Source organism: Pedobacter sp. GW460-11-11-14-TSB4 (assembly GCF_059423705.1).
In genome coordinates this window covers 78,368-103,568 of the sequence record NZ_JBWKYI010000007.1, presented here as the reverse complement: position 1 = coordinate 103,568, position 25,201 = coordinate 78,368, and the positions used below count along the sequence as shown (strand labels likewise).

Annotated in this window: 27 protein-coding genes; 9 read left to right on the top strand and 18 right to left on the bottom strand. The window is 37.3% G+C overall.

Annotated features, from left to right (window positions below; all coding sequences use genetic code 11):
• Positions 1-10: 10 nt before the first annotated feature.
• A complete protein-coding gene (locus tag AC07YT_RS09340) occupies positions 11-355 on the bottom strand; it encodes a four-helix bundle copper-binding protein (protein WP_086548787.1) in 345 nt (114 codons plus the stop codon).
• A 332-nt stretch (positions 356-687) separates the two neighbouring features.
• Here AC07YT_RS09340 and AC07YT_RS09335 point away from each other — a divergent pair, with 332 nt between their 5' ends.
• Positions 688-1,191, top strand: coding sequence for a hypothetical protein (locus AC07YT_RS09335; protein WP_086548788.1), 504 nt, complete (start codon positions 688-690; stop codon positions 1,189-1,191).
• Between the two features lie 285 nt (positions 1,192-1,476).
• Entirely contained in the window at positions 1,477-1,668 is a 192-nt protein-coding gene (locus AC07YT_RS09330) for a cold-shock protein (RefSeq protein ID WP_010599638.1), read from the top strand.
• A gap of 89 nt (positions 1,669-1,757) precedes the next feature.
• Here AC07YT_RS09330 and AC07YT_RS09325 read toward each other — a convergent pair whose 3' ends face one another.
• Positions 1,758-2,879, bottom strand: coding sequence for a TlpA family protein disulfide reductase (locus tag AC07YT_RS09325; protein ID WP_086548789.1), 1,122 nt, complete (start codon positions 2,877-2,879; stop codon positions 1,758-1,760).
• A gap of 226 nt (positions 2,880-3,105) precedes the next feature.
• On the opposite strand from AC07YT_RS09325, the gene AC07YT_RS09320 reads away from it, so the two are divergent.
• The 4 genes from AC07YT_RS09320 to AC07YT_RS09305 all read left to right on the top strand — a co-directional run bounded on the left by AC07YT_RS09320 (position 3,106) and on the right by AC07YT_RS09305 (position 7,292).
• The gene (locus AC07YT_RS09320) at positions 3,106-3,513 is read left to right on the top strand and encodes a GxxExxY protein (RefSeq protein WP_086548790.1); all 408 of its coding nucleotides are present in this window, start codon (positions 3,106-3,108) and stop codon (positions 3,511-3,513) included.
• A 252-nt stretch (positions 3,514-3,765) separates the two neighbouring features.
• Positions 3,766-4,446, top strand: a complete 681-nt coding sequence (locus AC07YT_RS09315) for a succinate dehydrogenase cytochrome b subunit (RefSeq protein ID WP_057931500.1) — start codon at positions 3,766-3,768, stop codon at positions 4,444-4,446.
• Between the two features lie 17 nt (positions 4,447-4,463).
• On the top strand, positions 4,464-6,443 hold the full coding sequence (locus tag AC07YT_RS09310; RefSeq protein WP_086548791.1) for a fumarate reductase/succinate dehydrogenase flavoprotein subunit: 1,980 nt from the start codon (positions 4,464-4,466) through the stop codon (positions 6,441-6,443).
• A 78-nt stretch (positions 6,444-6,521) separates the two neighbouring features.
• Positions 6,522-7,292 carry a succinate dehydrogenase/fumarate reductase iron-sulfur subunit gene (locus AC07YT_RS09305; protein ID WP_029278232.1) on the top strand — a complete coding sequence of 257 codons (771 nt, stop codon included), beginning with the start codon at positions 6,522-6,524 and terminating at the stop codon, positions 7,290-7,292.
• A gap of 510 nt (positions 7,293-7,802) precedes the next feature.
• Here AC07YT_RS09305 and AC07YT_RS09300 read toward each other — a convergent pair.
• The 9 genes from AC07YT_RS09300 to AC07YT_RS09260 all read right to left on the bottom strand — a co-directional run bounded on the left by AC07YT_RS09300 (position 7,803) and on the right by AC07YT_RS09260 (position 14,690).
• Positions 7,803-8,201, bottom strand: a complete 399-nt coding sequence (locus AC07YT_RS09300) for an energy transducer TonB (RefSeq protein WP_086548792.1) — start codon at positions 8,199-8,201, stop codon at positions 7,803-7,805.
• Positions 8,202-8,228: 27 nt separating this feature from the next.
• A complete protein-coding gene (locus tag AC07YT_RS09295) occupies positions 8,229-8,861 on the bottom strand; it encodes a TonB-dependent receptor (RefSeq protein WP_086548793.1) in 633 nt (210 codons plus the stop codon).
• A 12-nt stretch (positions 8,862-8,873) separates the two neighbouring features.
• Positions 8,874-10,856, bottom strand: coding sequence for a M56 family metallopeptidase (locus AC07YT_RS09290; RefSeq protein WP_086548794.1), 1,983 nt, complete (start codon positions 10,854-10,856; stop codon positions 8,874-8,876).
• The gene (locus AC07YT_RS09285) at positions 10,853-11,230 is read right to left on the bottom strand and encodes a BlaI/MecI/CopY family transcriptional regulator (RefSeq protein WP_029280636.1); all 378 of its coding nucleotides are present in this window, start codon (positions 11,228-11,230) and stop codon (positions 10,853-10,855) included. Before AC07YT_RS09285 ends, AC07YT_RS09290 begins: the two co-directional genes overlap by 4 nt.
• 219 nt (positions 11,231-11,449) lie before the next feature.
• Entirely contained in the window at positions 11,450-12,091 is a 642-nt protein-coding gene (locus AC07YT_RS09280) for a response regulator transcription factor (RefSeq protein WP_086548795.1), read from the bottom strand.
• 4 nt (positions 12,092-12,095) lie between these two features.
• Positions 12,096-12,764, bottom strand: coding sequence for a sensor histidine kinase (locus AC07YT_RS09275; RefSeq protein WP_494945289.1), 669 nt, complete (start codon positions 12,762-12,764; stop codon positions 12,096-12,098).
• 89 nt (positions 12,765-12,853) lie between these two features.
• Entirely contained in the window at positions 12,854-13,501 is a 648-nt protein-coding gene (locus AC07YT_RS09270; protein WP_086548797.1) for a hypothetical protein, read from the bottom strand.
• Positions 13,502-13,504: 3 nt separating this feature from the next.
• Positions 13,505-13,873: a hypothetical protein gene (locus AC07YT_RS09265; RefSeq protein ID WP_086548798.1), complete on the bottom strand. Its 369-nt coding sequence runs from the start codon at positions 13,871-13,873 to the stop codon at positions 13,505-13,507.
• A gap of 220 nt (positions 13,874-14,093) precedes the next feature.
• Positions 14,094-14,690, bottom strand: a complete 597-nt coding sequence (locus AC07YT_RS09260) for a hypothetical protein (RefSeq protein WP_086548799.1) — start codon at positions 14,688-14,690, stop codon at positions 14,094-14,096.
• Between the two features lie 290 nt (positions 14,691-14,980).
• Between AC07YT_RS09260 and AC07YT_RS09255 the strand changes: the two genes are divergently transcribed.
• Positions 14,981-15,211 (top strand): response regulator transcription factor, encoded by a 231-nt coding sequence (locus tag AC07YT_RS09255; protein WP_086548800.1) that lies wholly within the window; start codon positions 14,981-14,983, stop codon positions 15,209-15,211.
• A gap of 101 nt (positions 15,212-15,312) precedes the next feature.
• On the opposite strand, the gene AC07YT_RS09250 is transcribed toward AC07YT_RS09255, so the two are convergent.
• The 4 genes from AC07YT_RS09250 to AC07YT_RS09235 all read right to left on the bottom strand — a co-directional run bounded on the left by AC07YT_RS09250 (position 15,313) and on the right by AC07YT_RS09235 (position 18,970).
• Entirely contained in the window at positions 15,313-16,881 is a 1,569-nt protein-coding gene (locus AC07YT_RS09250; protein ID WP_494945288.1) for a M28 family metallopeptidase, read from the bottom strand.
• 119 nt (positions 16,882-17,000) lie between these two features.
• Entirely contained in the window at positions 17,001-17,798 is a 798-nt protein-coding gene (locus AC07YT_RS09245; protein WP_086548801.1) for an ABC transporter permease, read from the bottom strand.
• Position 17,799: 1 nt separating this feature from the next.
• A complete protein-coding gene (locus AC07YT_RS09240) occupies positions 17,800-18,708 on the bottom strand; it encodes an ABC transporter ATP-binding protein (protein ID WP_086548802.1) in 909 nt (302 codons plus the stop codon).
• Positions 18,709-18,712: 4 nt separating this feature from the next.
• A complete protein-coding gene (locus tag AC07YT_RS09235) occupies positions 18,713-18,970 on the bottom strand; it encodes a hypothetical protein (RefSeq protein ID WP_086548803.1) in 258 nt (85 codons plus the stop codon).
• 262 nt (positions 18,971-19,232) lie between these two features.
• Between AC07YT_RS09235 and AC07YT_RS09230 the strand changes: the two genes are divergently transcribed.
• A complete protein-coding gene (locus tag AC07YT_RS09230) occupies positions 19,233-20,267 on the top strand; it encodes a sensor histidine kinase (protein WP_478357989.1) in 1,035 nt (344 codons plus the stop codon).
• A gap of 46 nt (positions 20,268-20,313) precedes the next feature.
• Positions 20,314-21,063, top strand: a complete 750-nt coding sequence (locus AC07YT_RS09225; protein WP_086548804.1) for a LytR/AlgR family response regulator transcription factor — start codon at positions 20,314-20,316, stop codon at positions 21,061-21,063.
• 86 nt (positions 21,064-21,149) lie between these two features.
• Here the strand turns inward: AC07YT_RS09225 and AC07YT_RS09220 are convergent, their stop codons facing one another.
• The 3 genes from AC07YT_RS09220 to AC07YT_RS09210 all read right to left on the bottom strand — a co-directional run bounded on the left by AC07YT_RS09220 (position 21,150) and on the right by AC07YT_RS09210 (position 25,149).
• Positions 21,150-21,908 carry a lysophospholipid acyltransferase family protein gene (locus AC07YT_RS09220; protein WP_086548805.1) on the bottom strand — a complete coding sequence of 253 codons (759 nt, stop codon included), beginning with the start codon at positions 21,906-21,908 and terminating at the stop codon, positions 21,150-21,152.
• Positions 21,909-22,139: 231 nt separating this feature from the next.
• Complete coding sequence (locus tag AC07YT_RS09215) at positions 22,140-22,694, bottom strand: NUDIX domain-containing protein (RefSeq protein ID WP_086548806.1); 555 nt, start codon at positions 22,692-22,694, stop codon at positions 22,140-22,142.
• A 25-nt stretch (positions 22,695-22,719) separates the two neighbouring features.
• Positions 22,720-25,149, bottom strand: a complete 2,430-nt coding sequence (locus AC07YT_RS09210) for a TonB-dependent receptor (RefSeq protein WP_086548807.1) — start codon at positions 25,147-25,149, stop codon at positions 22,720-22,722.
• Positions 25,150-25,201 lie beyond the last annotated feature (52 nt).

Below are 25,201 nucleotides of genomic sequence, written 5' to 3'. Positions count from 1 at the left end.
ACGCTTTTTTTTAATCCTGATGGATCGGTTCGTGATTAGCATGGCAGGCGTCTGCACATTCTTCGCAGGCAACAGCGCATTGTCTGCAGTGTTCATGATCGTGTTTGCCGCATTCAGCCGCACAAAGTCTGCATATTTCTTCGCAGAGCAATAAATATTGGTGCCCGATAATTGAATCTCTTTGCAACAATCTGGCTGCCTGAGTACAAATATCTGCACAATCCCTATCGAGTTTAATGCAATCAATCATCATGTTGATGTCTTCCTCTTTTAAGCACGACGATGCACAGTGTTCGCAAGCCAGTGCGCAATCTAGTAAAGCCTGGATCAGACCATAGTTGTTTCTCGTTTCCATATCGTTAAAGATTTTGGTTATAAATGTTTTGTATATTAATAACCTGCTGGAATTTAAACTGTTTTAAAAAAAATAGAATTGGGGCTGATCCAGATTCCATCGTATGACGTCTGCGTTCAGAATGAGAGTTTTCCACTAATTCCATATGTTAAAATATCTTAAATAACAGGTTGTTCAGCCAATTCTTTGTACTCAAACCAATATTCATTCGTTTTTCATAATCAAGATTTAGTTTCGCTATTTACCGATTGGTATTCAGCGTTTACCGATGCCCTGTAAATTATTTTTATTTATTGTTCCATATTTGAATCAGCAACAAAAAACCGAATATTATGGCTTTAGCTCGTATTAACCTCAGCGTAAAACAATATTTCAATTTCATGTGCAGAACAGATTTTGAAAGAAGGATATTTCATGATACGTACAAAGAATTTCAAAAAAGATCAAAAATATATAGTCTGGACCACCATCTCCATACCTTTTCACAAATGCAACAGGCTAACGGAAAGGCAAACTCGCTGCACCAAAAACTTCAATATTCAGTAATGAATACCCTGGAAGCATTAGAGCATAAAATACCCGTTTTGAACGATATTGAAGATCATCCGATTCTTTTCGATTGGGCCGAATTACATATTTACACTTCCGACCTCTTAAATAAAGCCGCACATGTAGTTTCGATCACCTATAACAGTCCGAAATTAATTTTACACGAAATCATTGGTGATTTGCTGGTCTTAAGCTATAATGATAAAATGCACGAAACATTAGTCATAAAGATTACAGATAACCTGATAGTCAATTATGAGCAACGCGAAAGCCTGGTTTATAGTTAACTTAATCTTAATTTCTTTCCGGATGCTCATCCATAATAAATAGCGGAAGTAGGTAACTTTCTGCTTGCTGGTCTTTACTTTTTCGGGCAGAAAAGCAGAAGGGAGGGACCGTTTTGAATGTATTTTTTGGGTAAAACTCAGCTCCTGATGAATTAAATCGGGCCGCTAAACAGGGCTTAAAGGGCAAATAGTCAATATATTTAGCATTTATTTATATAATAAAAAATAAAAAATTGATTTATAGGTATTTAACTCTATCTTTGAAACAAATTAAAATACAATATAATGCAACAAGGAACAGTAAAATTTTTTAATGAAACTAAAGGTTTCGGATTTATCACTCCATCTAATGGCGATGCCGAAATTTTTGTTCATGCTTCAGGCTTAATCGATAACATTCGCGAGAATGATACCGTAAACTACGATGTAGAAGAAGGTAGAAAAGGCCTAAACGCGGTAAATGTTAAAGTAGCTTAAGAAAACTCAAACACATAAATCGTAAAAAGTCCCGATGCAAATCGGGACTTTTTTTGTGGAACCAACTTTTGGATTGTCGGTGCCCACACTTATCTGCCTGCCAAATTTTTACTGATCTCGTCGTCAACAAAATCTAAAGAAAGATCATTGTTGGTTAGTACAGTGCCGTTTTTATCCACTAAAAAGAAGTAAGTAACATTATAATTGCTCAGATTTTTTGCATTGGGCGATTTCGCTCCCATTAAATCTGAGTATTGTGGCCAGGTTAAGTGGTCATCCTTGATTACATTTATCCACCAGTCTCTTTTCTTATCGAATGATACCCCGATAAATTCTACGTCTTTATTTTTATACTTTTCGTATAGCTTAACCAGTACCTGATTGTTTTTTCTGCTTTTTCCGCTATAAGAAGTCCAGCAGATAATCAGGTTTACCTTTTTAAGCACACTCAGGGCGAATTTTTTTCCTTCCGGATTTTCTCCTTCAATGCCGGGCATTTTACTTCCGGCCATCATCTGGTTAGCCTGTTTAATCTCTTCTAAAAGATTTTTGCCCTTTTTGCTTTCCTGAATATCCTTGTCTAAGCTGTTAAAAATGGATAAATAAGTTTTGGGTTCCGAATCTGCCCTGCCGAGTTGTTCTAATAAAAAGAGGCTGTGCGCAGAACCGGGATATTTTTTAGCAAAAGCCTTTATGATGTCCATTTGGAGCAAGATTTTTTTCTCTCTCCAACGGTCTGCATTTTTTGCCTTTTCTATAATGTTGCTTCTTGAGGCCTGGTCGAATTCCAATTCAGCGATATCCAAACTGTCGAGCAGATTTTTGCTCATCTTGTCTTTTAGTTTATAGAAGTCAAGAAATTGTTCACCCTCTTGAGTTGGAACACTTTTTAGAGGATACGAATTGATGTTTTTTGCGTCAAGAGTGCCTTTGAAGTCGCCTTTGTCAAGATAGAAATAATATTCTCCTTTGCGATTGCCATCCTCGGTTTTCAAAGTAGCATAACCTTTTATTGGAATGTTGATTTTAAAAGTCTGATTGCTGTTGGTGATGTTTTCAACTTTCAGTGTCTCGCCCTTTTCAGCGCTTTGGATGGTGATCACGGCATTAGGGCCAAAGTTTTTGGTTTCGAGGTTAAATGTAGCAGGAGCTGGGTCGCAAGCAGATAAGAAACCTGCTAATAAAGTAAGTAAGTAGAGCTGTTTTTTCATGTTAATAATTTGACAGAGCAATATAACGAAAAGATTAGTTATGTTTTAATGAAAATAAATTCAAATCAATCTTTTTATCATTAAGAAGTTGAGTTAGTTAAGAAGAAAATTATTATTTTAGTTATGGTAAATAGTTTCTTAATGATCCGATTTATCTAATCATACCCTAATTCTGAGTGCTTGATTAATATGTAGAGTGCATCTTCTTATTTTAATTATTTAGGGAATGACTAAAAAAGAGGTTACACAATTATCCTATGAAATAACAGGATTAGCAATTAAAGTTCATAAAGTTTTAGGGCCAGGCTTATTAGAGCACATATATGAACGTTGCTTAAAATATGAGTTGGAAAAAAATGGATACGCTGTTTCTCAACAGTTTGAATTGTCCATCATGTATGACAATTTAGAGATGGATTTAGATTTACGGCTGGATCTATTCGTTAATAATTGTGTAGTAATAGAAATAAAAGCAATCTCTAATATTTTACCCGTTCATCAGGCACAACTATTAACCTATATGAAACTTCTTAATGCTCCCCAGGGGTTGTTGATTAACTTTTTTACAGATAATATTACCAAGAGTATAGTGCCACTGGTTAATGATTATTTTAAAATTTTGCCAGATGAGTGAAATATTAGAAGTCATTGATTATTGAATCTTAATGCCCTCAATTTCTTAATGGTAAAGCTGTTTGCCATAATAGTTTTTTTTGGTTAATGCCAATATGAAACCTTAAATAATCCCATAATCTTTCAATTATTTCCGAATATGCTTTAGAATGTTTCTAAATAAATGTTTTATCGTTGTTTTGTCATATTCGTTTATAAATTAAACTCATAATTAGATACTTTTGCAAGAAATTTAGATATAAATCCTAATCAAATGAGTGGTTTCGGAAATGCATTTTCTTCTTCTATCGGGAAGAAATTCATCATGGGTATTACAGGTTTGTTCCTGATACTTTTTTTAATTGTACACTGCGGTATTAATGCTTTAATTTTTATTAGCGACGGTGGTTTAACATTTAACGTAGGCGCACATTTTATGGCCACTAACTGGATTATCCGGGCTGGCGAGATTGTGTTGTTTATTGGTTTGCTTGCGCACATTTTTCAGGCGTTACGTTTAACGTTGCAAAATCAAAAAGCACGACCTGTTAAATATGCCGTAAACGATGGTAAGGCAAACAGTAAATGGTATAGCCGTTCTATGGGCTTGCTGGGTACACTTTTGCTGATCTTTCTGGTGGTTCACCTAAAAGATTTTTGGGTAGTTTCTCGTTTTACAGGAATCCCAACGGTTGATGCCAACGGACATGAAGATCTTTATGCGGTAATGAAAGAAAAATTTCAAGATCCGGTAAGGGTTGCCGTATATATTTTGGCTATGTTTTCTTTATGCTACCACTTATTGCACGGTTTTGCTTCGGCATTCCAAACATTAGGATGGAACCACTCAAAATATAACGGTATCATTAAAGGAGCTGGCGTTTGGTATTCGGTTATTATTTCGATCCTTTTCGCAGCCATGCCGATTGCAGTTTATTTCGGTCTTATTCAATAATTTTTAGCACAAAAGATATGTCAGATATTAATTCAAATATTCCAGAAGGCGAATTAACCAGCAAATGGACAAAATATAAGTCTTCTGTGCCTTTGGTTAACCCATCGAACAAAAGAACTATTGAAGTAATCATTGTAGGTTCGGGTTTAGCAGGTGCTTCGGCAGCAGCTACTTTGGCTGAGATGGGTTACAAAGTAAAATGTTTTTGTTTTCAGGATTCACCGCGTAGAGCACACTCAATCGCTGCTCAGGGTGGTATCAATGCAGCAAAAAACTATCAGAATGATGGTGATAGCGTTTATCGCCTTTTCTATGATACGATTAAAGGTGGCGATTACCGTGCCCGCGAAGCCAATGTGCATCGTTTGGCCGAAGTAAGTGCCAACATTATAGATCAGTGTGTGGCACAAGGTGTGCCTTTGGCCCGCGAATATGGTGGTTTGTTAGATAACCGTTCATTTGGTGGTACACAGGTACAACGTACTTTCTATGCTGCAGGTCAAACTGGTCAACAGTTATTATTAGGTGCGTATTCTGCTTTAGAGCGCCAGATTGGTATGGGTAAAGTAGAAATGTATACCCGTCATGAAATGCTTGAGGTGGTTAAAATCGATGGCAAAGCACGTGGTATTATCGCCCGTAACTTAATCACAGGAGAAATCGAACGTCACTTTGGTCATGCGGTGGTATTAGGAACAGGTGGTTACGGTAACGTATTCTATCTTTCTACCAACGCCATGGGAAGTAATGTTACAGCGGCCTGGAAAGCGCACAAGCAAGGTGCTTATTTTGCAAACCCATGTTATACGCAGATCCACCCAACCTGTATCCCTGTTTCTGGCGATCACCAATCTAAATTAACCCTGATGTCTGAGTCGTTACGTAACGATGGACGTATCTGGGTTCCTAAAAAGAAAGATGATAACCGTAAAGCTTCAGAAATTCCTGAAGATGAAAGAGATTATTATTTAGAGCGCCGTTACCCTGCTTTTGGCAACCTGGTTCCGCGTGATGTGGCCTCTCGTGCTGCAAAAGAGCGTTGTGATGCTGGTTATGGTGTAGGGGCTTCTAAATTAGCCGTATACCTGGATTTTAAAGCCAATACAGAACGTTACGGTAAAATCGAAGCTTCTAAATCAGGTAACCACAATCCGGATAAAGAAACCTGTATGCGTTTGGGTACTGAGGTAATCAAAGCTAAATATGGTAACCTGTTCGACATGTATGCGCAGATTACTGGTGAGAATCCTTACGAAACACCAATGCGTATCTATCCTGCGGTTCACTATACCATGGGTGGTTTATGGGTTGATTATAACTTAATGACATCTGTACCAGGTTTATATTGTACAGGTGAGGCTAACTTCTCCGATCACGGTGCTAACCGTTTAGGTGCATCTGCTTTGATGCAAGGTTTAGCTGATGGTTATTTCGTTCTACCTTACACTATTGGTGCTTACTTATCAAAAGAGATTTCGGTAAAAGCAATTCCTACTGATCACCCGGCCTTTGTAGAGGCTGAAGAAAGAGCAGTTGGTATTTTAAATACACTGATAAATATTAAAGGAACCAAATCGGTAGATCATTTCCACAAACGTTTAGGCCACATTATGTGGGAGAAATGTGGTATGGCCCGTAACGAAAAAGGTTTAAACGAAGCGATTCAGGAAATCAGGGCTTTACGTGCTGAGTTTTGGAGTGATGTTCGTGTACCTGGAACGGCTGATGAGTTAAACACCGAATTAGAAAAAGCCGGCCGTGTTGCTGATTTTATCGAGCTGGGCGAGTTGATGTGTATTGATGCTTTAAACCGTAACGAAAGTTGTGGCGGTCACTTCCGTGAAGAGTATCAGACAGAAGAAGGTGAAGCCCTACGTGATGACGAGAACTATGCGTACGTAGCCGCCTGGGAATTTAAAGAAGGTGTAAACTTCGAACTTCATAAAGAAGAACTGAAGTTTGAAAATATTAAAGTAGCACAAAGAAGTTATAAATAGTGATGCGCATTGCGTTAAGCGTTAAACGGTTATTCGCCGAACGCCAAACGCTAACCGCTTACCTAAAACCTCAATATCATGAGTACAGGAAATATGAACTTAACGCTAAAAGTTTGGCGTCAAAAAAATAACAATGCCAAAGGTGCTTTGGTAGATTATAAATTGGCCGATATTTCACCGGATATGTCTTTTTTAGAGATGTTCGATGTATTAAACGAACAATTAATTAACAAAGGTGAAGAGCCGGTTGTATTCGACCACGATTGCCGCGAAGGAATTTGCGGAATGTGCTCGATGTTTATCAACGGCCGTCCACACGGACCAAAAGATTTGGTTACTACCTGCCAGTTGCACATGCGTTCTTTCAAAGATGGTGATACCATTGTGGTTGAGCCTTGGAGAGCAGCAGCTTTTCCGGTAGTAAAAGATTTAACGGTAGATCGTTCTGCCTTTGATAGAGTTATCGCTGCTGGTGGTTTTATTTCGGTAAACACCGGTAACGCGCAAGATGCGAACAACCTGCCAATCCCTAAAATGCAGGCAGATGCGGCTTTCGAGGCGGCAGCTTGTATTGGTTGCGGTGCTTGTGTGGCAACTTGTAAAAATGCTTCAGCCATGTTATTCGTATCGGCTAAGATCTCTCAGCTGGCATTGTTGCCACAAGGACAGCCGGAGCGTTACCGCAGGGTACAGAGCATGGTTGCGCAAATGGATGCTGAAGGTTTTGGTAACTGTACCAATACCGGAGCTTGCGAAGCTGAATGTCCTAAAGGAATCTCTTTGGAAAACATTGCCCGTATGAACCGTGATTTTGCTTCTGCAAAATTTATTTCAGAAGAAACCGTTTAAAAAATATACTGTGCACCCAGTTTAACAGCTGGGTTCTTGAGCCTCCACATTGTGGGGGCTTTTTAGTTTTTGGTGCCTGCATAACCATTTATATCCAAATCAATCCGCGATTATCATGCTAAATTTATATTTCTTTTGGGCATGCATGGTCTAACTTTTGTTATAAACCAGGAATAATAATGAATTAAATTTTAATAATTTATGAGCAAGCCCGGGATTAAAACGGATACACATTTAACATTTGCCAGCCCTTGTGAAAACATATGAAACTTCAGATTTTAAAACCGAAACCTTGCACAACAAAGTTGCCCCGAAATAAAAGTTTGCGAAAGTTGTAATAATCTTATGTTTGCATATTAAAATTTTACGTTATTAGAAATTTTATTCTGTAATATTTGCATATACATTAAAATTTTTCTAAATTTAGTCCTCCGAGACAGGAGAGAAAACATAAAACCCCGGCAATTTTGCTGGGGTTTTGTGTTTGGAGCGCATTCATATAATCTGTTTTTACTTCAGGGCGAAATTAATAGCGATGTTATATTTTACCCTTACAGGCACTCCGTCTTGTAAGGCAGGATTCCAGCGTGGCGACTTGTTCAATACCCTTAATGCTTCTTTATCCGTTTCTGCTGATAGGCTTCTAATGATCTGAATATCGCTTAAAGCACCATTTTTTTCGACTATAAAAGAGGCGAATACCTTGCCTTTTGTCTTATTCCGCTGTGCTGCTTCCGGGTATTTAATTTCGTGACTTAAGTATTGATAGAAATTTGAAATTCCACCGGGGAAAGCCGGTTGTTTTTCAACGGACACAAAATCATAAACTTTATCCGAGTTATTCTGTGCTTTAGCCAAATTATAACACATGGCAATGCCCATTAGGGCTAAAAAGATTAGCTTTCTCATTCGTTTTTTAATTAAAGGTTTAATTATTTAGTTTTTCTTCTGGGTGGGCTTAGATTTTTTTGTGGTGATAATTATTACCCCATTTTTACCCTTATCGCCATACAATTTTAGTGAAGCCGAATCTTTGAGCACCGTTATTGATTCGATGGATGCTTCATCTAAGTTAGGGTCAGTAACTTCTTTCCCATCCACAACATAAAGTAGCTTTGCCCTGGCATCAAAATCTCTGTTTAGTAAATATCTTCTTTCTGAAGGTGTATCAATATTAGGTATTGACGGGCGTATACTGAATCCAGGTACTTTACCCTTTAATTGAAGTTCGTCAGGTTTAACGGGCTTGTTTTTAAGCCCATAACCGACTGCATTATTTTTGGTTTTAATTTCGATCACACCTGCTAAACCATCAGTACCATATTTACTTAGTGCCGTATTATCTTTATAAATACTAACAGATTCAATATGATCAGGATTTATTTCGTTTAAAGCCGCGTTTCCCCTGATGTACTGTTTGTTTCCGTCTATAACAATCAAAGGCTCTAACGCATCAGTAGCCCGTACGCCTCTTATTGTAATTTTGCTTGCTTTAGTGCTGTCTGCTTTTTGTGCAAAACCAACTAAACTGAAGCACATGATGATGGTAAAGCTGAGTATTGTTTTCATATGGGATATTGGTTAGAATTTCCTTTTGAGATCGAAGAAATTAGTGTTTTTATCTATGGCAAGCTCTTTTTCATCAGGATTGCGGAAAATGTTATTTTTTGTTTTGCTGGTAATTACAATTGCCCCAGCTTTAGCTCTTGGTCCATACAGATCTGTGGCTGCCTGGTCTTTTAAGACAGAAATTGATTCGATGTTATTTGGGTTTATAGCGCTTAATTGGCTATTGTTTGGTAACCTCACGCCATCTAAAATGATCAGTGCTTCTTGATTAACACCATCTCTAAGGGTAATCCGGTTGGTAGGTATACTGCTTGTTTTAGTTTCTTTTACAGGGTCGTTGAGTGTGAAATTAACATTGATATTGTACTTTACTCTTACGGCTAGGCCATTCTGGATGCCTGGGTTCCATTTTGGCGATTCTTTTATAACCCTCATCGCTTCTTCATCAGTGCCCATTCCTAAACCCCGTGTGATGTGGATATCTGATAAAGAACCATCTTTTTCAACCACAAAACTGAGAAAAACTTTGCCTTGTACATTATTCTCCAGTGCCATTTTTGGATACTTAATGCTGCCACTCAAATATTTATAGAATTTGGTTATACCACCCGGAAATTCTGGCTGTTTCTCAATCGAAACGAAATCATATACTTTATCTGTATTTTCGGATTTAATAACGGTGGTTTCTGCTTCGGCGGTTTTAGGAAGATAAGAAATGATGTTAATCTTATTCAGATTTACATATCCGCCTGATTCAGGTAATAATTTATTCTTAAACTCTTCTGAAGATTCTGGAATTTTAAAACTTACCGTTAAAGCATATTTGCCATCAGCTACCGTTTTAAATCCTTTGTAAGATAAAATTGCTTTCATCACCTCTTCATCACAGCCTGCCCCGAGTTCTACATTTGATGTAATATTGGTAACCCTGCCACCTTTTAAATTAAATTTTATCTGCGAATTACCTTGTACCTCATCACTGCTGGCTGTCCCTGGATATTTAATATTTCTTAATAAAAACTGATAAAATCCTTTCCAGTTTGCATCTGTCTTGCCATCAACCGAAATTTTAGGTGCTACCATTATCTTCTCCGGTGCAGTAACCATGTTTTCAACAATCTCGATTGGTTTCTCTAAAGGGATCTGATCGGTAATGGATAATAATTTTTCATTTTTACGAACAGTGGCCGACGAAAACACAATGAGTAAGGCAAACAGGGGAATAAAAATTCCATACTTCATAATAGCGATCTTTTTAGACCGCTCTTTATGAAGCATGAAAATTCTTTTTTTGATCAATGATTTATCTAAAAAGCCATTGGTTAAGGTATTTGGTGAAATACCAAACGACTTACTTAATAATAACATGGCATATTCAGCTTTATCACCCTGAAATTCGGCGGCTAGTTCATCAGCTAAAAACTCGTGGATATTTTTAATGGCTTTTTTATAAAGGTATATAACCGGGTTTAACCAGGTAATAATGCCTATGATTTCGAAAAACAAAATATCTGCTGTATGCCATTGTTTGATGTGTGCTTCTTCATGAATATCAATCACATCCATTTGTGGTAATTCCTGATCAATTACTTTTTTGCCAAAAAAGGAGAAAGCTGAACCAGCTTTATTTACATTAATGAGTTTTTTAACTGCAAATAAGTTAAATACCAATCTACCTAAGAAGAACAAAATACCTGCGCAATAAATATAAACGAATGCATTTCCCCAGTTAAAACCGGTATTATGCTCTGTTACAATTGTTGCCTGTGCTAATACGGCTTCCCAATTAACTGAAGTATAAACCTGTTGCGCCGCTTTCTGCTCCGTTAGCCATTCTAAACGGATAAAAGGTATGCATAACGACAAAACTCCCGCAGCCACTAAATAAATGCGGTTTAAAGTGAAGTAGGTCTCCTTATCTAACAGTAATTTGTAAAAACCGAAAAAAACAATTAAGTATAAGTTCACCTGTAATAGGTAGTGGGCAAAACTCATTTTGGCTTATGTTTAATTTTGTTAATCATTTTTAAAATTTCATCAACATCACTTAAATCCAGTTTTTCTTCTTTAACGAAGAAAGAGAACATACTCTCTACCGAATTCTCGAAGTAATTGCCCAGCAGTTTTTCTGTTGCATGGCGTTTATATTCTTCTCTGCTGATTAACGGATGATATTGGTGGGCCTTACCGAAGGCTTCGTGGCCAATAAAACCTTTGGTTTCTAAAATTCTAATAATGGTTGATACCGTATTGTAGGCAGGTTTAGGGAGGGGTAGCTCATCAATCACTTCTTTGACGAATGCTTTTTCCAATTGCCATAAAACCTGCATAATCTGTTCTTCGGCTTTGGTTAAATCTTTAATTTCCATAATAGTTAATAATAATAAGGATGATAGCAAATAAATTGCCTTAACTAAAGTTAAAACTAATTAGTTAGTTATCCAAATTTTATTTAATAAATTATCAGAAAAAATTAATGCGCGAAATCCTTTGTTCTGCTTTAGGACTTTTCTCAGCAAAAAGCAATAAGACTTTATTATTTAATTTGTTGTATTACAGTGTTTTGTGTTGCTTTGTTGTGGGGGAGCTTAGATCGTGATCAGGTTGTTTTTGATACCATATACCACTAATCCGGTGCGCGATTTAATATTCAGTTTGGCAAAAAGAGATTCGCGATAGTTATCTACAGTGCGCGGACTAACATTCATGAGGTCTGCAATTTCCTTATAAGTAAGTTCTGTGCTGCAATATTGTAAAAATGTAAGTTCCCTTGCGGTGAATACAGGCTTTTGATCGCTGTCTTTCAGTGCCACCAAAAGTCTTCCCGATACCAGTTCGTTTACATAAAAGCCTTTATCTACAATTACTTTAATGGCAGTTAGCAGATCGGATGGTGTTGATTCTTTAAGCATGTATCCTCCGGCGCCTGCTTTAAGCATTCCAATAATCGCTTTTTCATCTTCAAGCATACTTAAGGCAAGCACATGTACATGCGGATGATTTGTTTTAACCCATTTGGTTGCTGCAAAGCCGTCCATTACAGGCATATTGATGTCCATTAGTACCAGTTGAACCTGCTGATGGTTGTTCATTTTGGCCTGGAGATCTAATCCGTTTACCGCCTCAAACGTTATATTTATTTCATCAAATTCTTCCAATAGACTTGCCAATCCGGAACGGAAAAGCGTGTGATCATCAACAATAGCGATAGAAATACTTTGTTCTTGCATACAATTAAGGGTATGGAACTTCTATTGAGATGGAAGTGCCCTCGCCTGGAGCCGAATTTAATATTAATTTTCCATTGATCATCTCAATTCTTTTATAAATAGAATTTAAGCCCATCCCTGATTTTTTTGATTTAATTTCTTCAGGCTCAAAACCAACTCCATTTTCTGCAATTCTCAGGTATAAAATATTGTCTGCCAGGTGTGAATCGATCTGGATACAGGTTGCCTGGGCATGTTTGATGATATTATTGATAACTTCCTGTAATAAACGAAGAATGATCAAATCCTTATCTGGTGATGCAATTTGCAGATCAACAAGCAGGTTGTTAATCTTTAATTCATAAGTACCAGCTTTATTCAACCAGTTAATTTCCTGATCGATGGCATGGCCAAGGCCATTTTCGACCAGCTGCTCTCCATGTAATAGTTTAGCCAACTCCCTTAGTTCTTTAATGGATTTATTAACAAGTGCCAATGAATTGTCGATTTTCTTCCTGGCTTTTTCGCCATCATTTAAGTTTACAGAATTTAAGGTGAGTGTGGTAAGGCTGAGTAACTGGCCAACGTTATCATGTAATTCTGTGGCGATACTCTGCATGGTTTGGTCTTGTACTTCAACCCGGGTTTGAAGCATTTCGGACTCAAATTTTTGCTGCATATTCTGTTTTTCCAATACATGATTCTTTTTATGCCGATTGTACGATCGGATGTATAAAATCAAAAACACAGGTACAAGCAGGAATATTAGTGTTGAAATGGCAACTAAGATTGCAATTTTTGCTGTTTCATTCTGCATATAAAGGAATATAACCAAAAACTATATAAAATAAGGTTTAATACGATGTAAATACAATATCTTAAGGTATAATAACTTATAATCTTAACGGTAAACAATCCATCAAAGATGTTCGACATGGTGCTACCAAAGTAGTAAAATAAAACGCCTGTTACCCACCAAAATTGGGGATGTGTTTTGATCTCGATAAAGTGTTCGTCTTTTAACAATAAATAATAATAGTACAGACAATAAAGTGTGAAAAGGACCGACATCACACTAATGGTAATCGTATTTAGATCGGTAAAGGGATGGGTGATAAAAAAGCTAAAGTATAATAAGTACACAATACCCGAACCTATAATAAATATAGGTTTGGGATTGGTATACTCTTTTAAGCAATGGTAAAGGCCATATAATATTGTGCTGATTTCAAAAAATATAAAAATATTAAAGAGCCATAAATTGTGTATACTTCTTATTGCAAAATAAGTCACTGCTTCTTCAGTAACCAATGCAACGGCCAAATAACAGGTAATTACTTTCCCAAAGGCATTTTTATCTTTCCATATTGTAGCAATGGCAACTATTAAGCAGATCAGCTCTGCTATAAATATAGAAGATAAATACCTCATTATTTATAAATCTGTTCCTCCACACATATCAGGGCAGCCCTGCCCTCGGTTTCCAATATCATCAAGATTATCCTGGTGTTCGTCGTCATTGCTTTCAGCTGGAGTAGTTGGAACCAGTAATAAGGTGTTTCTACCTGTAGATCCACTTTTTACACCTTCAGGCAAAACATCGGTATATTGCGCAAAATAAAGCCTTAACCCATCATATTTTCCTTCGCTCATTGCTTTTGCAATTTCTAAGATCTGTTCTGCCGGAAACCATACTGCTTTGGTGAAAGATTGTGGAAACTTTCTTGCTTCTACGGCATAGGCATCAACCATGGCCTGCGCAACCTTCTTATCGATAGGTTCCGAATTTAATTTTTGACTCATAAATTTATTGTTTGATTTTCTCTAAAAATCGATAATAATTCGGAGTAAAGCAACATTTAGATTAATTAAGCGAGAATCCAATTCTAAACTGATGTTTTATTTCAAAATTTAGATTGAATCAAAGCCAAATTGGATAAAAAAAATGAGCCCAACTTTGAATCGGGCTCATGAATTATTGTATTCTTTCTCTCTTAAAGTGGATAGCTGCCAAATATTATGTTTAAATTGTTATAACATCCATTCCACTAACAGTCATTGATGGTGGGCAAATGTCTCCTCTATTTTCTAGGTATACTTGGTTTTTTGTGGATTTAAATGTAAAAGCAGTAGTTGCTTTCAGCTTGTTGGTTTTAGGTGTAGATTCAAAATAATCGGTTTTGGGAATTCCATCGACGTTTTTCGTAATTGAAAAAATAAGAGTGTCTAAGTTTTTATAGTTTTCTGGCACTTTCTTGCCATATGGAAGTTCATTGATCTGACTAATTATTTCTTCATTATATCTTCCAAAATGGATTCTTAATCCATCACCGCCGTGTTCAATAATGTTTTGCGCTAATTGAAGAATTTGACTAGCAGGGAACCAAGCAGATTCTGTATAACTACCTCGTGGTAGAACTTGGTTGTTTTTATATGCCGCTGTCATTTGCTTAGCAATGTCTAATGTAAGTGAATTAGAGACTCCTTCCTCTAATTTTTCATTTGATTTGATTAATTCACTAGAAATTCCTTCTATTTCAATCAGGTCTTTTCTCAACAACTGATTCGTTTGGTTTTCCACTTCATCAGTCAGAGCATTGGTTTCAAGTTCTTTTATCATAATTTAAAAATTTAAGTTATTCATAAATTTATATAATTCAACTGAATTTACCTAATCCTAAAATAATCAAAAATACCGTAAAAATACCCTTTTATTTAGGGTTTTTTGTGCTAACACCCAATTACGGCCTACCACTACTTTTGGTATACAATAGCAACTCAATAATTTGTTATTGTAAACAATGAATACGGTCTATCCTATGAAAACAAATATTTTGGACTTATTTTAAAATAAGTCTGTTTTTATCAAGGCTTGATTATTAGAAACATTAACCATTTAATTCTTTCAAAATGATAAATAATATCCTACTACAGGAAAATCATAGTTCGATTAGCGAAAGGGAGGTCGAAATTGTACACCTGTTATCAATGGGTTACAACAGTAAAGAAATTGGTGAAATGCTTTTTATCAGCGAGCATACAGTTAATACGCACCGGAGAAATATGGTAAGAAAACTTGATCTTAAAAATTCTTACCAATTAATTGTTTGGGCGTTTAAAGAAAGAATATTATCTCTTTAGAGATTTTAAAATATACCATAACCTCTCACTTTTAAACAATATAGCCTGCTATTTGATACTAAAGTCAAATCAGCAGGCTTTTGTTTATACTGTATTTTGGTTTAAGGTCTTGCGGGTTGTGGGGCAGGTAGTTCTTTTCTTGGAATCTGTCCCTCGCGCTGCGAAGTATTATAAACAAAAGAAGCAATAATGGTTGCTGCTTGTTTTAAATCATCCTCAACAAGTCTATCATAAGTATCCATATTGCTATGGTGGGTACGGGTATTGTAATCGGCAGGATCCTGAATAAATTGGAAACCCGGGATGCCTATTGCATCAAAGGCCTGGTGGTCAGTACCGCCTGTGTTATTGATCGTGATGGTGGTTGCGCCAAGATCGTTAAATGGGGTTAACCAACTTTGGAAAATCGGACCAGCCGCTGCATTGCCTTGTAAATAAACACCGCGGATTTTTCCTGTTCCGTTATCGAGGTTGTAATAAGCTGATATTTTTTTCTGATCTGGCGTTAATACCATAGTTTTCGGATCGCCAAAGTGTTTTGCTACATAACCCCTTGAGCCAAATAAACCTTGCTCTTCTGAGCTCCAAAGTGCAATACGGATGGTGCGCTTTGGTTTAAAATCTATCGCTTTTAAAATACGCATGGCTTCCATCATTACCGTAGAACCTGCCGCATTATCTGTTGCACCAGTTGCCGCATGCCACGAATCGAAGTGCCCGCCAATCATTACCACTTCATCTTTTAGTTTTTTATCTGTCCCAGGTATTTCGGCAATTACGTTATACCCTTGAGTATCCTGGTCGTAAAAAGAGGTTTTGATATCGGCTTCAACTTCTACAGGCTTGCCAGCGCGTAAAAGGCGCAATATATGCAAGTAATCTTCTGCTGCAACTTCAAGTTCAGGTGATACTGGTTTTGCGTCTAAAGCATAAGAAGCACCGTTGCTGGTGAAAAAGGTCCCCTGTCCTCCACGGGCATAAGTTAAAATTAAACCTACTTTCTCTTCAACCAACATGGCACTCATTGCCGCACGGATTTCGCGCATTTTCGCCATCTGCGCCATTCTATCGGCCATTGGTCCCCCGGCCGGGCGTTGTCTTGGGCCTGCAGTTTGAGGTTTTGCTGCGGCCATTTGTGCCAATGTAGTATCGGCATAGCGCGAAAAATCAGGTTTAATGCCACTGGTAAGTGGGGTGCCCTGATCCATCATAATGATTTTTCCGGCCAATTTACCTTTATATTTCGCTAAATCGGCAACACTATCGGCCTTGATTAAAATGACCTGCGATTTGATCGGGCCATTTGTGCCAGGTGTCCATGCTTTAGGAGCGGCAATAATGGCGTGATAGTAAGGTAGTGTGGTGGCTGCATAGTATTTATCAATCTGCCAGCCTTTTCCGAAAGTTCCCCATGCTTCGAGGTGCGCATTTTTTAATCCCCAATCGGTTAGTTGTTTCACTGCCCAATCTTGTGCTTTTTTTAATCCCGGAGAGTTTGATAAGCGGGGACCGCTTACATCTGTTAAATTAAAAGCAATATCCATTGCCTTCGAATTTTCTAAACCTTCCTTTCTTATTTTTTGTACTACAGCTGCATCAGGGGTGTCTTGTGCAAGCGCTGAAAAGCACAGGCCAAAGACCAATGCCGTGATTGTAAATCTTTTGATCATTTTATGAATAATTTGGTGGTTGATTTGATCTAAATTACACTTTAAACCACTTCAAATTATTATCCAATGAGATTTTTACATGATTACCTTATCTAAGACAAGAAATTTACAGATTGATACTATTTTATACTCTTTTTGGTTACGATAAAATAGCCTATAATGAAAAGAATAGCCGCATAAATTAAACTTGTCCATATTTCCTGCGTAAAAACCGGAAAATCCAGCGGATCGCCTCCTTTTTTTACCCTGGTCATTTTTAAAGCCAAGGCAGGTAGTGAATAAGGAATCAGATAGGCGTATTTCCAGCCTACATTTGCCGTAATAATGCCCATTATAGTTCCAACAAAACCAATGCCCATCGGTTTAAGAAAATCGCCCCATATCAAACTCAGGATAAACTGTAGCGATAAAATGCCTAATGATGACAGGAAAAGTTTAGCATAAGAGTTGATGAGGATGTTTTGTGGGTTATATTGATTGAAATTATATTTTGGCACCAAAACTTGTAGTAAATGGCCAAAAGCAAAGGTTAAGGAAGCAAAAAGGAATAAACAGATAAATATTAAAAATATTGCATAAAGGTATTTCGCGGCATAAATCGAAAATTTATTTAAAGGCTGAGCAAATAACATTTTCCAGGTATCGTTTTTATGTTCGATATTATTAACTGAAAAAGCCATAAATATGACGTAAAACGGCATGACCAAAAAGCCCATTACGCCTAGTGCTGCACCACTATACTGTGCCCACAATATCATGGGAGGATAATGATTGGCGAGAACTTTTTCGGAACTGGAATAAAAACCAAAAGTGATTAAGCCGCATATGATCAGCGGTAACAATATCGCTGCCCAGAAAGCCAGGGTCTTTCTTGATTTGTAAAATTCTGAAACTAAGGAAATATAAAGAGCGTGCATGTTAGTTTGTTTTAGTAATATCAAGGAATAAGTTTTCAAGATCTTTTCGTTGCTGATAAAGACTGCTCACTGTAAAACCGTTTTGAATGAGTAAAGTATTTAACTCGCCGCTATTTTGCGATGAAGTAAATGGTATAGTAATTACCCTATCGGTTTTTGCCGCAATTTCGTAGCCCGACTTTGTTAAAAAGGAACTTGCACTTTCAATCTTGTCTACCTCGATTTCGAGCATAGGTTTACTCAGTAAATGAAGTTCGTTAATCGTGCCCTGAAATAATAATTGCCCCTTGTTTATAATACCAACATGAGTTGCTGTTCTTTCTATTTCTGCCAATAAGTGGCTTGAAACCAATATTGTTTTTTGATGTTTTGTGGCTAAATCGATCATCAGATTTCGAATCTCAATGATGCCATTTGGATCTAAGCCATTAGTAGGCTCATCCAGTAGTAATAATTCCGGGTCTGAAATTAATGCCTGAGCAATGCCCAGCCGTTGTTTCATGCCTAATGAATATTTATTGGCTTTTTTATTGGCTGCCTCAGTTAAGCCCACCAGGGCCAGCATTTCATCAGCCTTATTTTTTTTAATACCCAGTAGAATACAGCGGTTAATCAGGTTTTCTTTCCCCGTTAAATGACCATAAATGGCCGGTTGTTCTACTAAAGCGCCTATACGTTTAAGGGTCGCTATGCGGTTACTGTTTATTTCTTTACCAAATATAAAAACCTGATCGGATGGCGACTTCAGCAGGTTCAGCAGGATTTTTATGGTGGTTGTTTTTCCAGCCCCATTGGGGCCTAAGAAACCATATATACTGCCTTTTGGTACTTGTAAGGAAAGATCTTTTACAATAACCTGGTTGCCGAAGTTAAAGTTTAAACCTACTGTTTCGATAGCGTAATTACCCATAGTTCTATTTGAAAATAGCACTAACTTGTTTCACAACAGAACCAGATGTTTTGGTTGGTTTTACAACTATTTCTGCATCATTCTGATTGGTGTTAACGGTAAGGGTTAAGATAATCATCATAAATACAGGTAATAATAAAAGTAAAAATGGTGATGTGTTTGCTAACTTTTTCATGATCGATAGTTTTATTTGAGAGGCTGTGAAGTGATCATCAGCCATTACTGCTTGATTGTTTAAGTTGATTGCTGATGATGTTTTCATTTTGTTTTCGTTTTGATGATTCAAAGAAACTCAAGAAAATCAACCTGCTAAAATCTATTATACCAAGTGTTCAAGATTCTAGATCAACAGACATTTTTGGCGTTTGTCGATAAAATTTGCCTATTGGGCCGTTGGTAGAAAAAAAATGCCCGTTGGTAGATTGTGTAAGTAAATCGATAAAACTTTATTTATTTTGGATGCATGAAGTTGATATGCGTCTATTGAACGGATATCTGCTCCATAACCATTTAATATATTTCTAATGAAACAGAGTAAAGGGCCTTTAATATTACATGCTATTTTTTGGACAATTATCTTAATGATTATCGTTGGTGGCAATATATTCGATACCACCAAGCATACGATGAAAGATTATTTTATTAGCTATGTGGTTTATGGTATAATCAATATTTCTATTTTCTACATTAACTATATCTTTTTAATTCCTTCGTTAATCAAAAAGAGAAAAAAATACCTCATATATGTTTTAGCATTCTTATTATTGATTGCCGTATCGGTTGTTGCTAAAACCGCCATCGCAGTATTGTATCCAGATGATGTATTGACTACGGTAAGTGCCAAAGGAAAACGAATGGAAATACCTGTTCACAACTTTGTGATTCTGGTTACATTTTTATCGGGTTTTTTCTTAATCTGTAGCTGCATTATCAAATTTACGATCGATTGGTTTGCAAGCGAAAGGATTCAACGTAACTTAGAAAGTGAGCGCCGTGAAATGGAACTTCAGTTTTTAAAGTCGCAGTTAAACCCTCATTTTCTTTTTAACTCGCTTAATAATATCTATTCCCTGGCTTATCAGAAATCAGACAAAACCGCCGATGCCATTATGAAGCTTTCGGAGATTATGCGCTACATGATTTACGAGAGCAATACGCCAACCGTAGCGTTAAGCAAAGAAGTAGATTATTTAACCAGTTATATCGAGCTGCAGAAAATAAGATTTAAAGATGGTGCCTATATCGAACTTACCTTAAACGGCGAAATTGATAATCAAAAAATTGTGCCCCTGATGTTGATTTCGTTTGTAGAAAATGCTTTTAAACATGGTGTGGTGAATGATCCGGCCGAGCCTATTAAAATCAATATCATTGCCAACCAGAAGATTTTGCATTTTAGTGTAGTTAATAAAAAGAACCAGCAGAATAAAGATGCTCAGGGGGGAGTTGGTTTAACCAATGTAGAACGACGATTACAATTGGTTTATCCTGATAGATATAAATTAAATGTTGTAAATTCGGCTACTCATTATACCTGTGAACTGATGATTGACATATAATCCAAAAACCGGATATAAAAATCATTAATTAAAATAATAACCTAAAATGAACCTAAACTGTATTGTTGTTGATGATGAGCCTTTAGCGCTTGATATTTTACAGGATTATATTTCGAAAGTACCTTTTTTAACCATGGTTAAAAGGTGCGAAAACCCAATTGAGGCTTTGCAGATTGTTCAGGGCGGAGGGATTGATCTTGTGTTTTTAGATATTCAAATGCCTGAGCTAACCGGAATCCAGTTTTTAAAAATTGCAGGCAGTAAATGCCACTATATATTAACTACCGCTTACCCGCAATATGCTTTAGAAAGTTACGACCTTAATGTATCGGATTATTTGTTAAAGCCAATTGCATTCGACCGTTTTTATAAAGCGGTAGAAAAAGTACACAATCAGGTAAAACCAGTTGAGGCGCCAGCAAGTGTAGCACAACCCATCGTTACACCTGCACCATTTTCTGGCTCGCCAAATCCTGTTCAAGATTATATTTTCGTAAAAACTGAGCATAAGATTCAAAAGATCTATTTGCACAATATTCTATTTATCGAAGGTTTGAAGGACTACATTTCGATATTTACGAAAGATGAGCGTGTAATTACGCTACAGAGTATGAAGAAAATGGAAGAAGCCTTACCTCAAGGTCAGTTTATCCGGGTGCACAAATCTTATATTGTGGCTGTTGATAAAATTGAAAGTATCGAGCGTAGCCGCATTACCATCAACCAAAAAATTATCCCTGTTGGCGATACCTATCGTGATGAATTTTTCAGGGTGATCGGGAATAAGAATATTTAGGGAATAGGTAAGATGTAAAATGGGTGATGGAAGGTTAAGCGTTTAGCATTCACCGATAACCAATTCTAACGATTAATCGGTTAACCTTACAGTGTAGCAGGCTGTGCCATTGGCTGGCCTAAAACTTTCCTGATTTCGTTTTCTACTTCCAATGTAATCTCATTTGGTGTTTTTACGCATGGTTCAATTGGCTTTAAAACCGTCCATTTTAAGGCATTTCCTGTGGTTAAGGGAAACATGCCAAAGCGAACAATTTTCCACGAATTTTCTATAGCGACCGGAACTACCAGCGCATTGGGTACTACTTTTAATATGGTAGCGATGCCTCCAAACTGGAATGTTTTCAATTGACCGTCTTTCGACCGCGTTCCTTCTGGGAAAATAACAGTGCTCCAATTATTCTCTTTCATCCTACGGCCCAGTTTGATGATTTCGGAAATCGCCTGCTTGTTGTCTTTCCGGTTAATGTTTGCTCCACCGCCAAGGCGCAGGTTAATGGATATAGATGGAATGCCTTTGGTAAGCTCAATTTTCGAGATGAATTTTGCGCTGTGTTTTCTTAAAAACCAAATTAACGAAGGTATATCGTACATACTTTGGTGGTTAGCGGCAAAAATAATAGGCCTGTCTGTAGGTAAATCGTATTCATTCTTAAAACTGATCGAATTGAACAGAAAAATCTGGCAATAGGTTAGGAAAAAGTTGAGGATATCTACCGAAACTTTATGCGCCTTATAACCAAAAAACTTATAACAGATCCATTGGACAGGATGGAAAATGCAAAGCATTAATCCAAAGAAAATATAAAAAACAGGGGTTAAAATATATCCGAAAAGCTTGCTCATCTTGTTGATTGAATAGGTGGCAAAGATAATAATAAATTATTCTGGTTTAATTACCTCGAAAACAATAAGAGTATATAACAAATTGTACAGGGTTTAAAGCTGTAGACATATTTTTGGTGTCGTTACGATAGTAGTGGAGGAATCTTTAAAATTGATTTAATATTTATGCACTGAAAGATTTCTCGACTACGCTGCACTGCGCTCGAAATGACGGAATCTTAATATATTATTCTACAATTCACCATTCAACATCATCAGTTTGGCTTTTAAGATTGCAGCTACGCTCATCGAATCGGTAATTTCTCCATTCAGAACCATTTGATAGGCTTCATCAAAAGGCAATTTTTTAACCACAAGTTCCTCTGTTTCTTCAGGCATGGCAATGCCTTGTAGGAGATCGGTAGCTATATAGATAATGCTTAATTCGTCGCTTACCGAATTAGAAAGGTGCATTCTTTGTATCTCTTTCCAGTTTCGGGCACTCATGCCTGTTTCTTCTAACAATTCACGCCGAGCACTTTCCAATGGTGCTTCATGAAACGGCCCGCCACCTTCTGGAATTTCCCAGCTATATAGGTTAATTGGGTATCGGTATTGACCAACCAACCAGGTATTATAATTTTCATCCAAAGGAAGGATGCCAATAGCGAGATTTTTAAAATGAACCGTGCCGTAAATCCCTTGTCCGCCAGACGGATTGATTACCTGATGTTCGGTTAAACGAATCCAGTTGTTGTCGTATTTTACCTCGCTCTCTAGTGTTTTCCAGGGGTTAATCTCTTCCATGCCGCAAGATAACAAATATGATTTATTACTGTGGTTTTACAGCTGGGGGCGGAGGAGGGATTTTATTTACAGTAATTTTAGTAAAACGGTAATTCAGACTAAAGGTGAAGTTTTGGGTGTTGTTTGTCGAATAATTCTCCAGTCTGAAATTCTGCCCTTCATTGTAAAAGGTATTGGTTCTGTTCCCTAAAATATCATTTATCGTGATGCGAAGGTTTAACCGGTTACCAAAAAAGACTTTCCGTGCCGAGAAATTAGATGTCATTGAACCTTTGTTCCGGCCCTGGGCATTGGTGTTGTTGGCATAATTTAAGTTCGATTCAAAGGCGGTTTTAAGTGGTAATTGCATCGATAAGCCTATTGCTCCTCTAAAACTCAGACCATCCCGATTTAACGAACTGTTTAACTGTGATTTATAATTACTCTGGATCACACTGAAATTTCCATTGGCCGATATCTTATTGGTAGGGCGATAATTTCCAATTAAGATAAGCGATAGTGAATGATTAGTTCCCACATTATCATAAGTGCTTTCAGATCTCGCGGTATTGGAGCCCGGAATTAAGGTAACCGTGCGGTAACGCTCTATAACACCTTGACTGGTTGAATAAGAGAGCCGTGGATTAAACGACCATTTCTGGCCAAAAGCCCCAAAATTAATATCAAACTGGTGGGTATAAGCCGGCGATAAATTAGGATTTCCGTAGGAAATATTTAGCGTATCAACATTGTTTACCTGAGGATTTAAGGTGTTTTCCCTTGGACGGTTAACACGGATACTATAAGTGGCGCCAATATTATATCGTTTGCGGTAAAACCGGTTTAAAGATACATTAGGAAAAACACTCAAATAGGGTTTCACATTGTAATTCTGACCAGTAGATAAATCGAAAGCTACATCGGTAAGTTCTGCTCTAACGCCTGTTTTAACACCCCAGCCTACTTTTCGGTAGTTATAAGATGCGTATGCTGCAGCAATATTTTCATTGTATAAAAACTGATTCGATAATTTGTTATTACGCACAAACTGTTGCGTTGCAAAATTAAAATTCTCGATCAGGAGATCATTGTCGTTCTCTCTGTAATTAAATGCCAGGCCTGCCTCAATGCGATCGCGTTTGTTGAATATTGGTTTTTCGTAATCTAAGGTTGCGTTTAAGCCCCTGTTCCCGGTATTGTTATTGTTTTGCTGTAAAGTTGGGGCCGATGTGCTGGGTTGGGCATAAGTGGTGCTGTAATCCCTAAAATCAATGCTTTTGTTGGTGTTGAAGTTTAGACCTAAAGATATTTTACCTCCACTGGTATCGGTCTGGAGATCGTAATCGGCATTAAAAACAAAGTTATTGCTGTTGCCTTTGCCCGTATTATGCTGGTTGCGTAAACGGTTTTCTATCTTTTCTTCGCTTAAATAATGAAGGTCGGCGGTAGAATTTGAATTCGAATTGTTGAGGTTGTAATTGGTTGATAACCGTAAACTTTGCTTTGGACTAATGGTCCAGTCTAAGCCCATTCTAAAATTTCCACCGTTGTTATGGTTGCGGTAAGCGCCATACTGGTCATAATAGAAAGTTGTATCAGGGAAAAAGTTTTCGCGGAAATTATGACTATCACCTTTGCCAACATTATAACGGTATGCTGCACTTCCGTTTATGGCATAAGATTTTCCTCGGTAAGAAGCATTTGCATTGGTATTGCCATTGCCTTGCAAGCCGCTCGAAATGCCAACATTTCCATTAAAACCAACTTTGAAGCCTTTTTTCATCACAATATTGATGATGCCTTCGCCATCTCCGCTGTATTTTGATGGTGGATTGGTCAGGACTTCTATCTTATCAATGGCATCAGAGGGAAGCACATTCAGCAGGTCGGCAATGTTGGAGGTCATATAGTCTGAGGGCTTGCCATCAATAAAAATTCTGGTATTTCTTTTTCCGGCAATGGTTGCATTGCCATCAATATCTACCTGTACCATGGGTACATTTTTTAGTACATCTGTTGCCGTACTGCCTTCGGCCAATAGTGTTGAACCCACATTGTAAGTAACGCCATCGGCACCAAATTCGATAGGTGGTTTCTGAACGGTAATGGTTACCTCCTGCAGAGAATTTTGATCAGAACTTAATTTTAATGCGCCAAGGTTTTTATCGAAATCTTTTTCTGTGATGGCTATTCCATTTACTTTTAACGGCGCATAACCCACAAAACTTACCCTAATACTATAATTCCCGGTTTTTAGATTTTTAATGCTAAAATGGCCGTCCTCATCTGTAGCGGATGTAACTACAGGTTGTTCAGATCCATCAATATAAACAGATATGACGGCCGATGGTATGGATAACCCACCAACTTCTTCAACCACTTTTCCGCTGATTACGCCTTTTTCTACAGCAAACGCCGCAATGGCGTTGAGTAAAATTAATAAGGTAAAGCAAAGCTTGGGTAAAAGTTTTTCCAATATCCGATTAGTTAAAAAAAGGTGCTTAGCAATATTTTTCTAAGCACCTTGG

Coding starts and splice junctions, on each gene's coding strand:
- AC07YT_RS09255 (WP_086548800.1), top strand. CDS start 14,981: ATGATAAATAATATCCTACTACAGGAAAATCATAGTTCGATTAGCGAA.
- AC07YT_RS09225 (WP_086548804.1), top strand. CDS start 20,314: ATGAACCTAAACTGTATTGTTGTTGATGATGAGCCTTTAGCGCTTGAT.
- AC07YT_RS09230 (WP_478357989.1), top strand. CDS start 19,233: ATGAAACAGAGTAAAGGGCCTTTAATATTACATGCTATTTTTTGGACA.
- AC07YT_RS09215 (WP_086548806.1), bottom strand. CDS start 22,694: ATGGAAGAGATTAACCCCTGGAAAACACTAGAGAGCGAGGTAAAATAC.
- AC07YT_RS09270 (WP_086548797.1), bottom strand. CDS start 13,501: ATGAGGTATTTATCTTCTATATTTATAGCAGAGCTGATCTGCTTAATA.
- AC07YT_RS09285 (WP_029280636.1), bottom strand. CDS start 11,230: ATGGAAATTAAAGATTTAACCAAAGCCGAAGAACAGATTATGCAGGTT.
- AC07YT_RS09250 (WP_494945288.1), bottom strand. CDS start 16,881: ATGATCAAAAGATTTACAATCACGGCATTGGTCTTTGGCCTGTGCTTT.
- AC07YT_RS09265 (WP_086548798.1), bottom strand. CDS start 13,873: ATGAGTCAAAAATTAAATTCGGAACCTATCGATAAGAAGGTTGCGCAG.
- AC07YT_RS09320 (WP_086548790.1), top strand. CDS start 3,106: ATGACTAAAAAAGAGGTTACACAATTATCCTATGAAATAACAGGATTA.
- AC07YT_RS09340 (WP_086548787.1), bottom strand. CDS start 355: ATGGAAACGAGAAACAACTATGGTCTGATCCAGGCTTTACTAGATTGC.
- AC07YT_RS09315 (WP_057931500.1), top strand. CDS start 3,766: ATGAGTGGTTTCGGAAATGCATTTTCTTCTTCTATCGGGAAGAAATTC.
- AC07YT_RS09240 (WP_086548802.1), bottom strand. CDS start 18,708: ATGGGTAATTACGCTATCGAAACAGTAGGTTTAAACTTTAACTTCGGC.
- AC07YT_RS09335 (WP_086548788.1), top strand. CDS start 688: ATGGCTTTAGCTCGTATTAACCTCAGCGTAAAACAATATTTCAATTTC.
- AC07YT_RS09325 (WP_086548789.1), bottom strand. CDS start 2,879: ATGAAAAAACAGCTCTACTTACTTACTTTATTAGCAGGTTTCTTATCT.
- AC07YT_RS09290 (WP_086548794.1), bottom strand. CDS start 10,856: ATGAGTTTTGCCCACTACCTATTACAGGTGAACTTATACTTAATTGTT.
- AC07YT_RS09305 (WP_029278232.1), top strand. CDS start 6,522: ATGAGTACAGGAAATATGAACTTAACGCTAAAAGTTTGGCGTCAAAAA.
- AC07YT_RS09330 (WP_010599638.1), top strand. CDS start 1,477: ATGCAACAAGGAACAGTAAAATTTTTTAATGAAACTAAAGGTTTCGGA.
- AC07YT_RS09220 (WP_086548805.1), bottom strand. CDS start 21,908: ATGAGCAAGCTTTTCGGATATATTTTAACCCCTGTTTTTTATATTTTC.
- AC07YT_RS09310 (WP_086548791.1), top strand. CDS start 4,464: ATGTCAGATATTAATTCAAATATTCCAGAAGGCGAATTAACCAGCAAA.
- AC07YT_RS09235 (WP_086548803.1), bottom strand. CDS start 18,970: ATGAAAACATCATCAGCAATCAACTTAAACAATCAAGCAGTAATGGCT.
- AC07YT_RS09245 (WP_086548801.1), bottom strand. CDS start 17,798: ATGCACGCTCTTTATATTTCCTTAGTTTCAGAATTTTACAAATCAAGA.
- AC07YT_RS09295 (WP_086548793.1), bottom strand. CDS start 8,861: ATGAAAACAATACTCAGCTTTACCATCATCATGTGCTTCAGTTTAGTT.
- AC07YT_RS09280 (WP_086548795.1), bottom strand. CDS start 12,091: ATGCAAGAACAAAGTATTTCTATCGCTATTGTTGATGATCACACGCTT.
- AC07YT_RS09260 (WP_086548799.1), bottom strand. CDS start 14,690: ATGATAAAAGAACTTGAAACCAATGCTCTGACTGATGAAGTGGAAAAC.
- AC07YT_RS09300 (WP_086548792.1), bottom strand. CDS start 8,201: ATGAGAAAGCTAATCTTTTTAGCCCTAATGGGCATTGCCATGTGTTAT.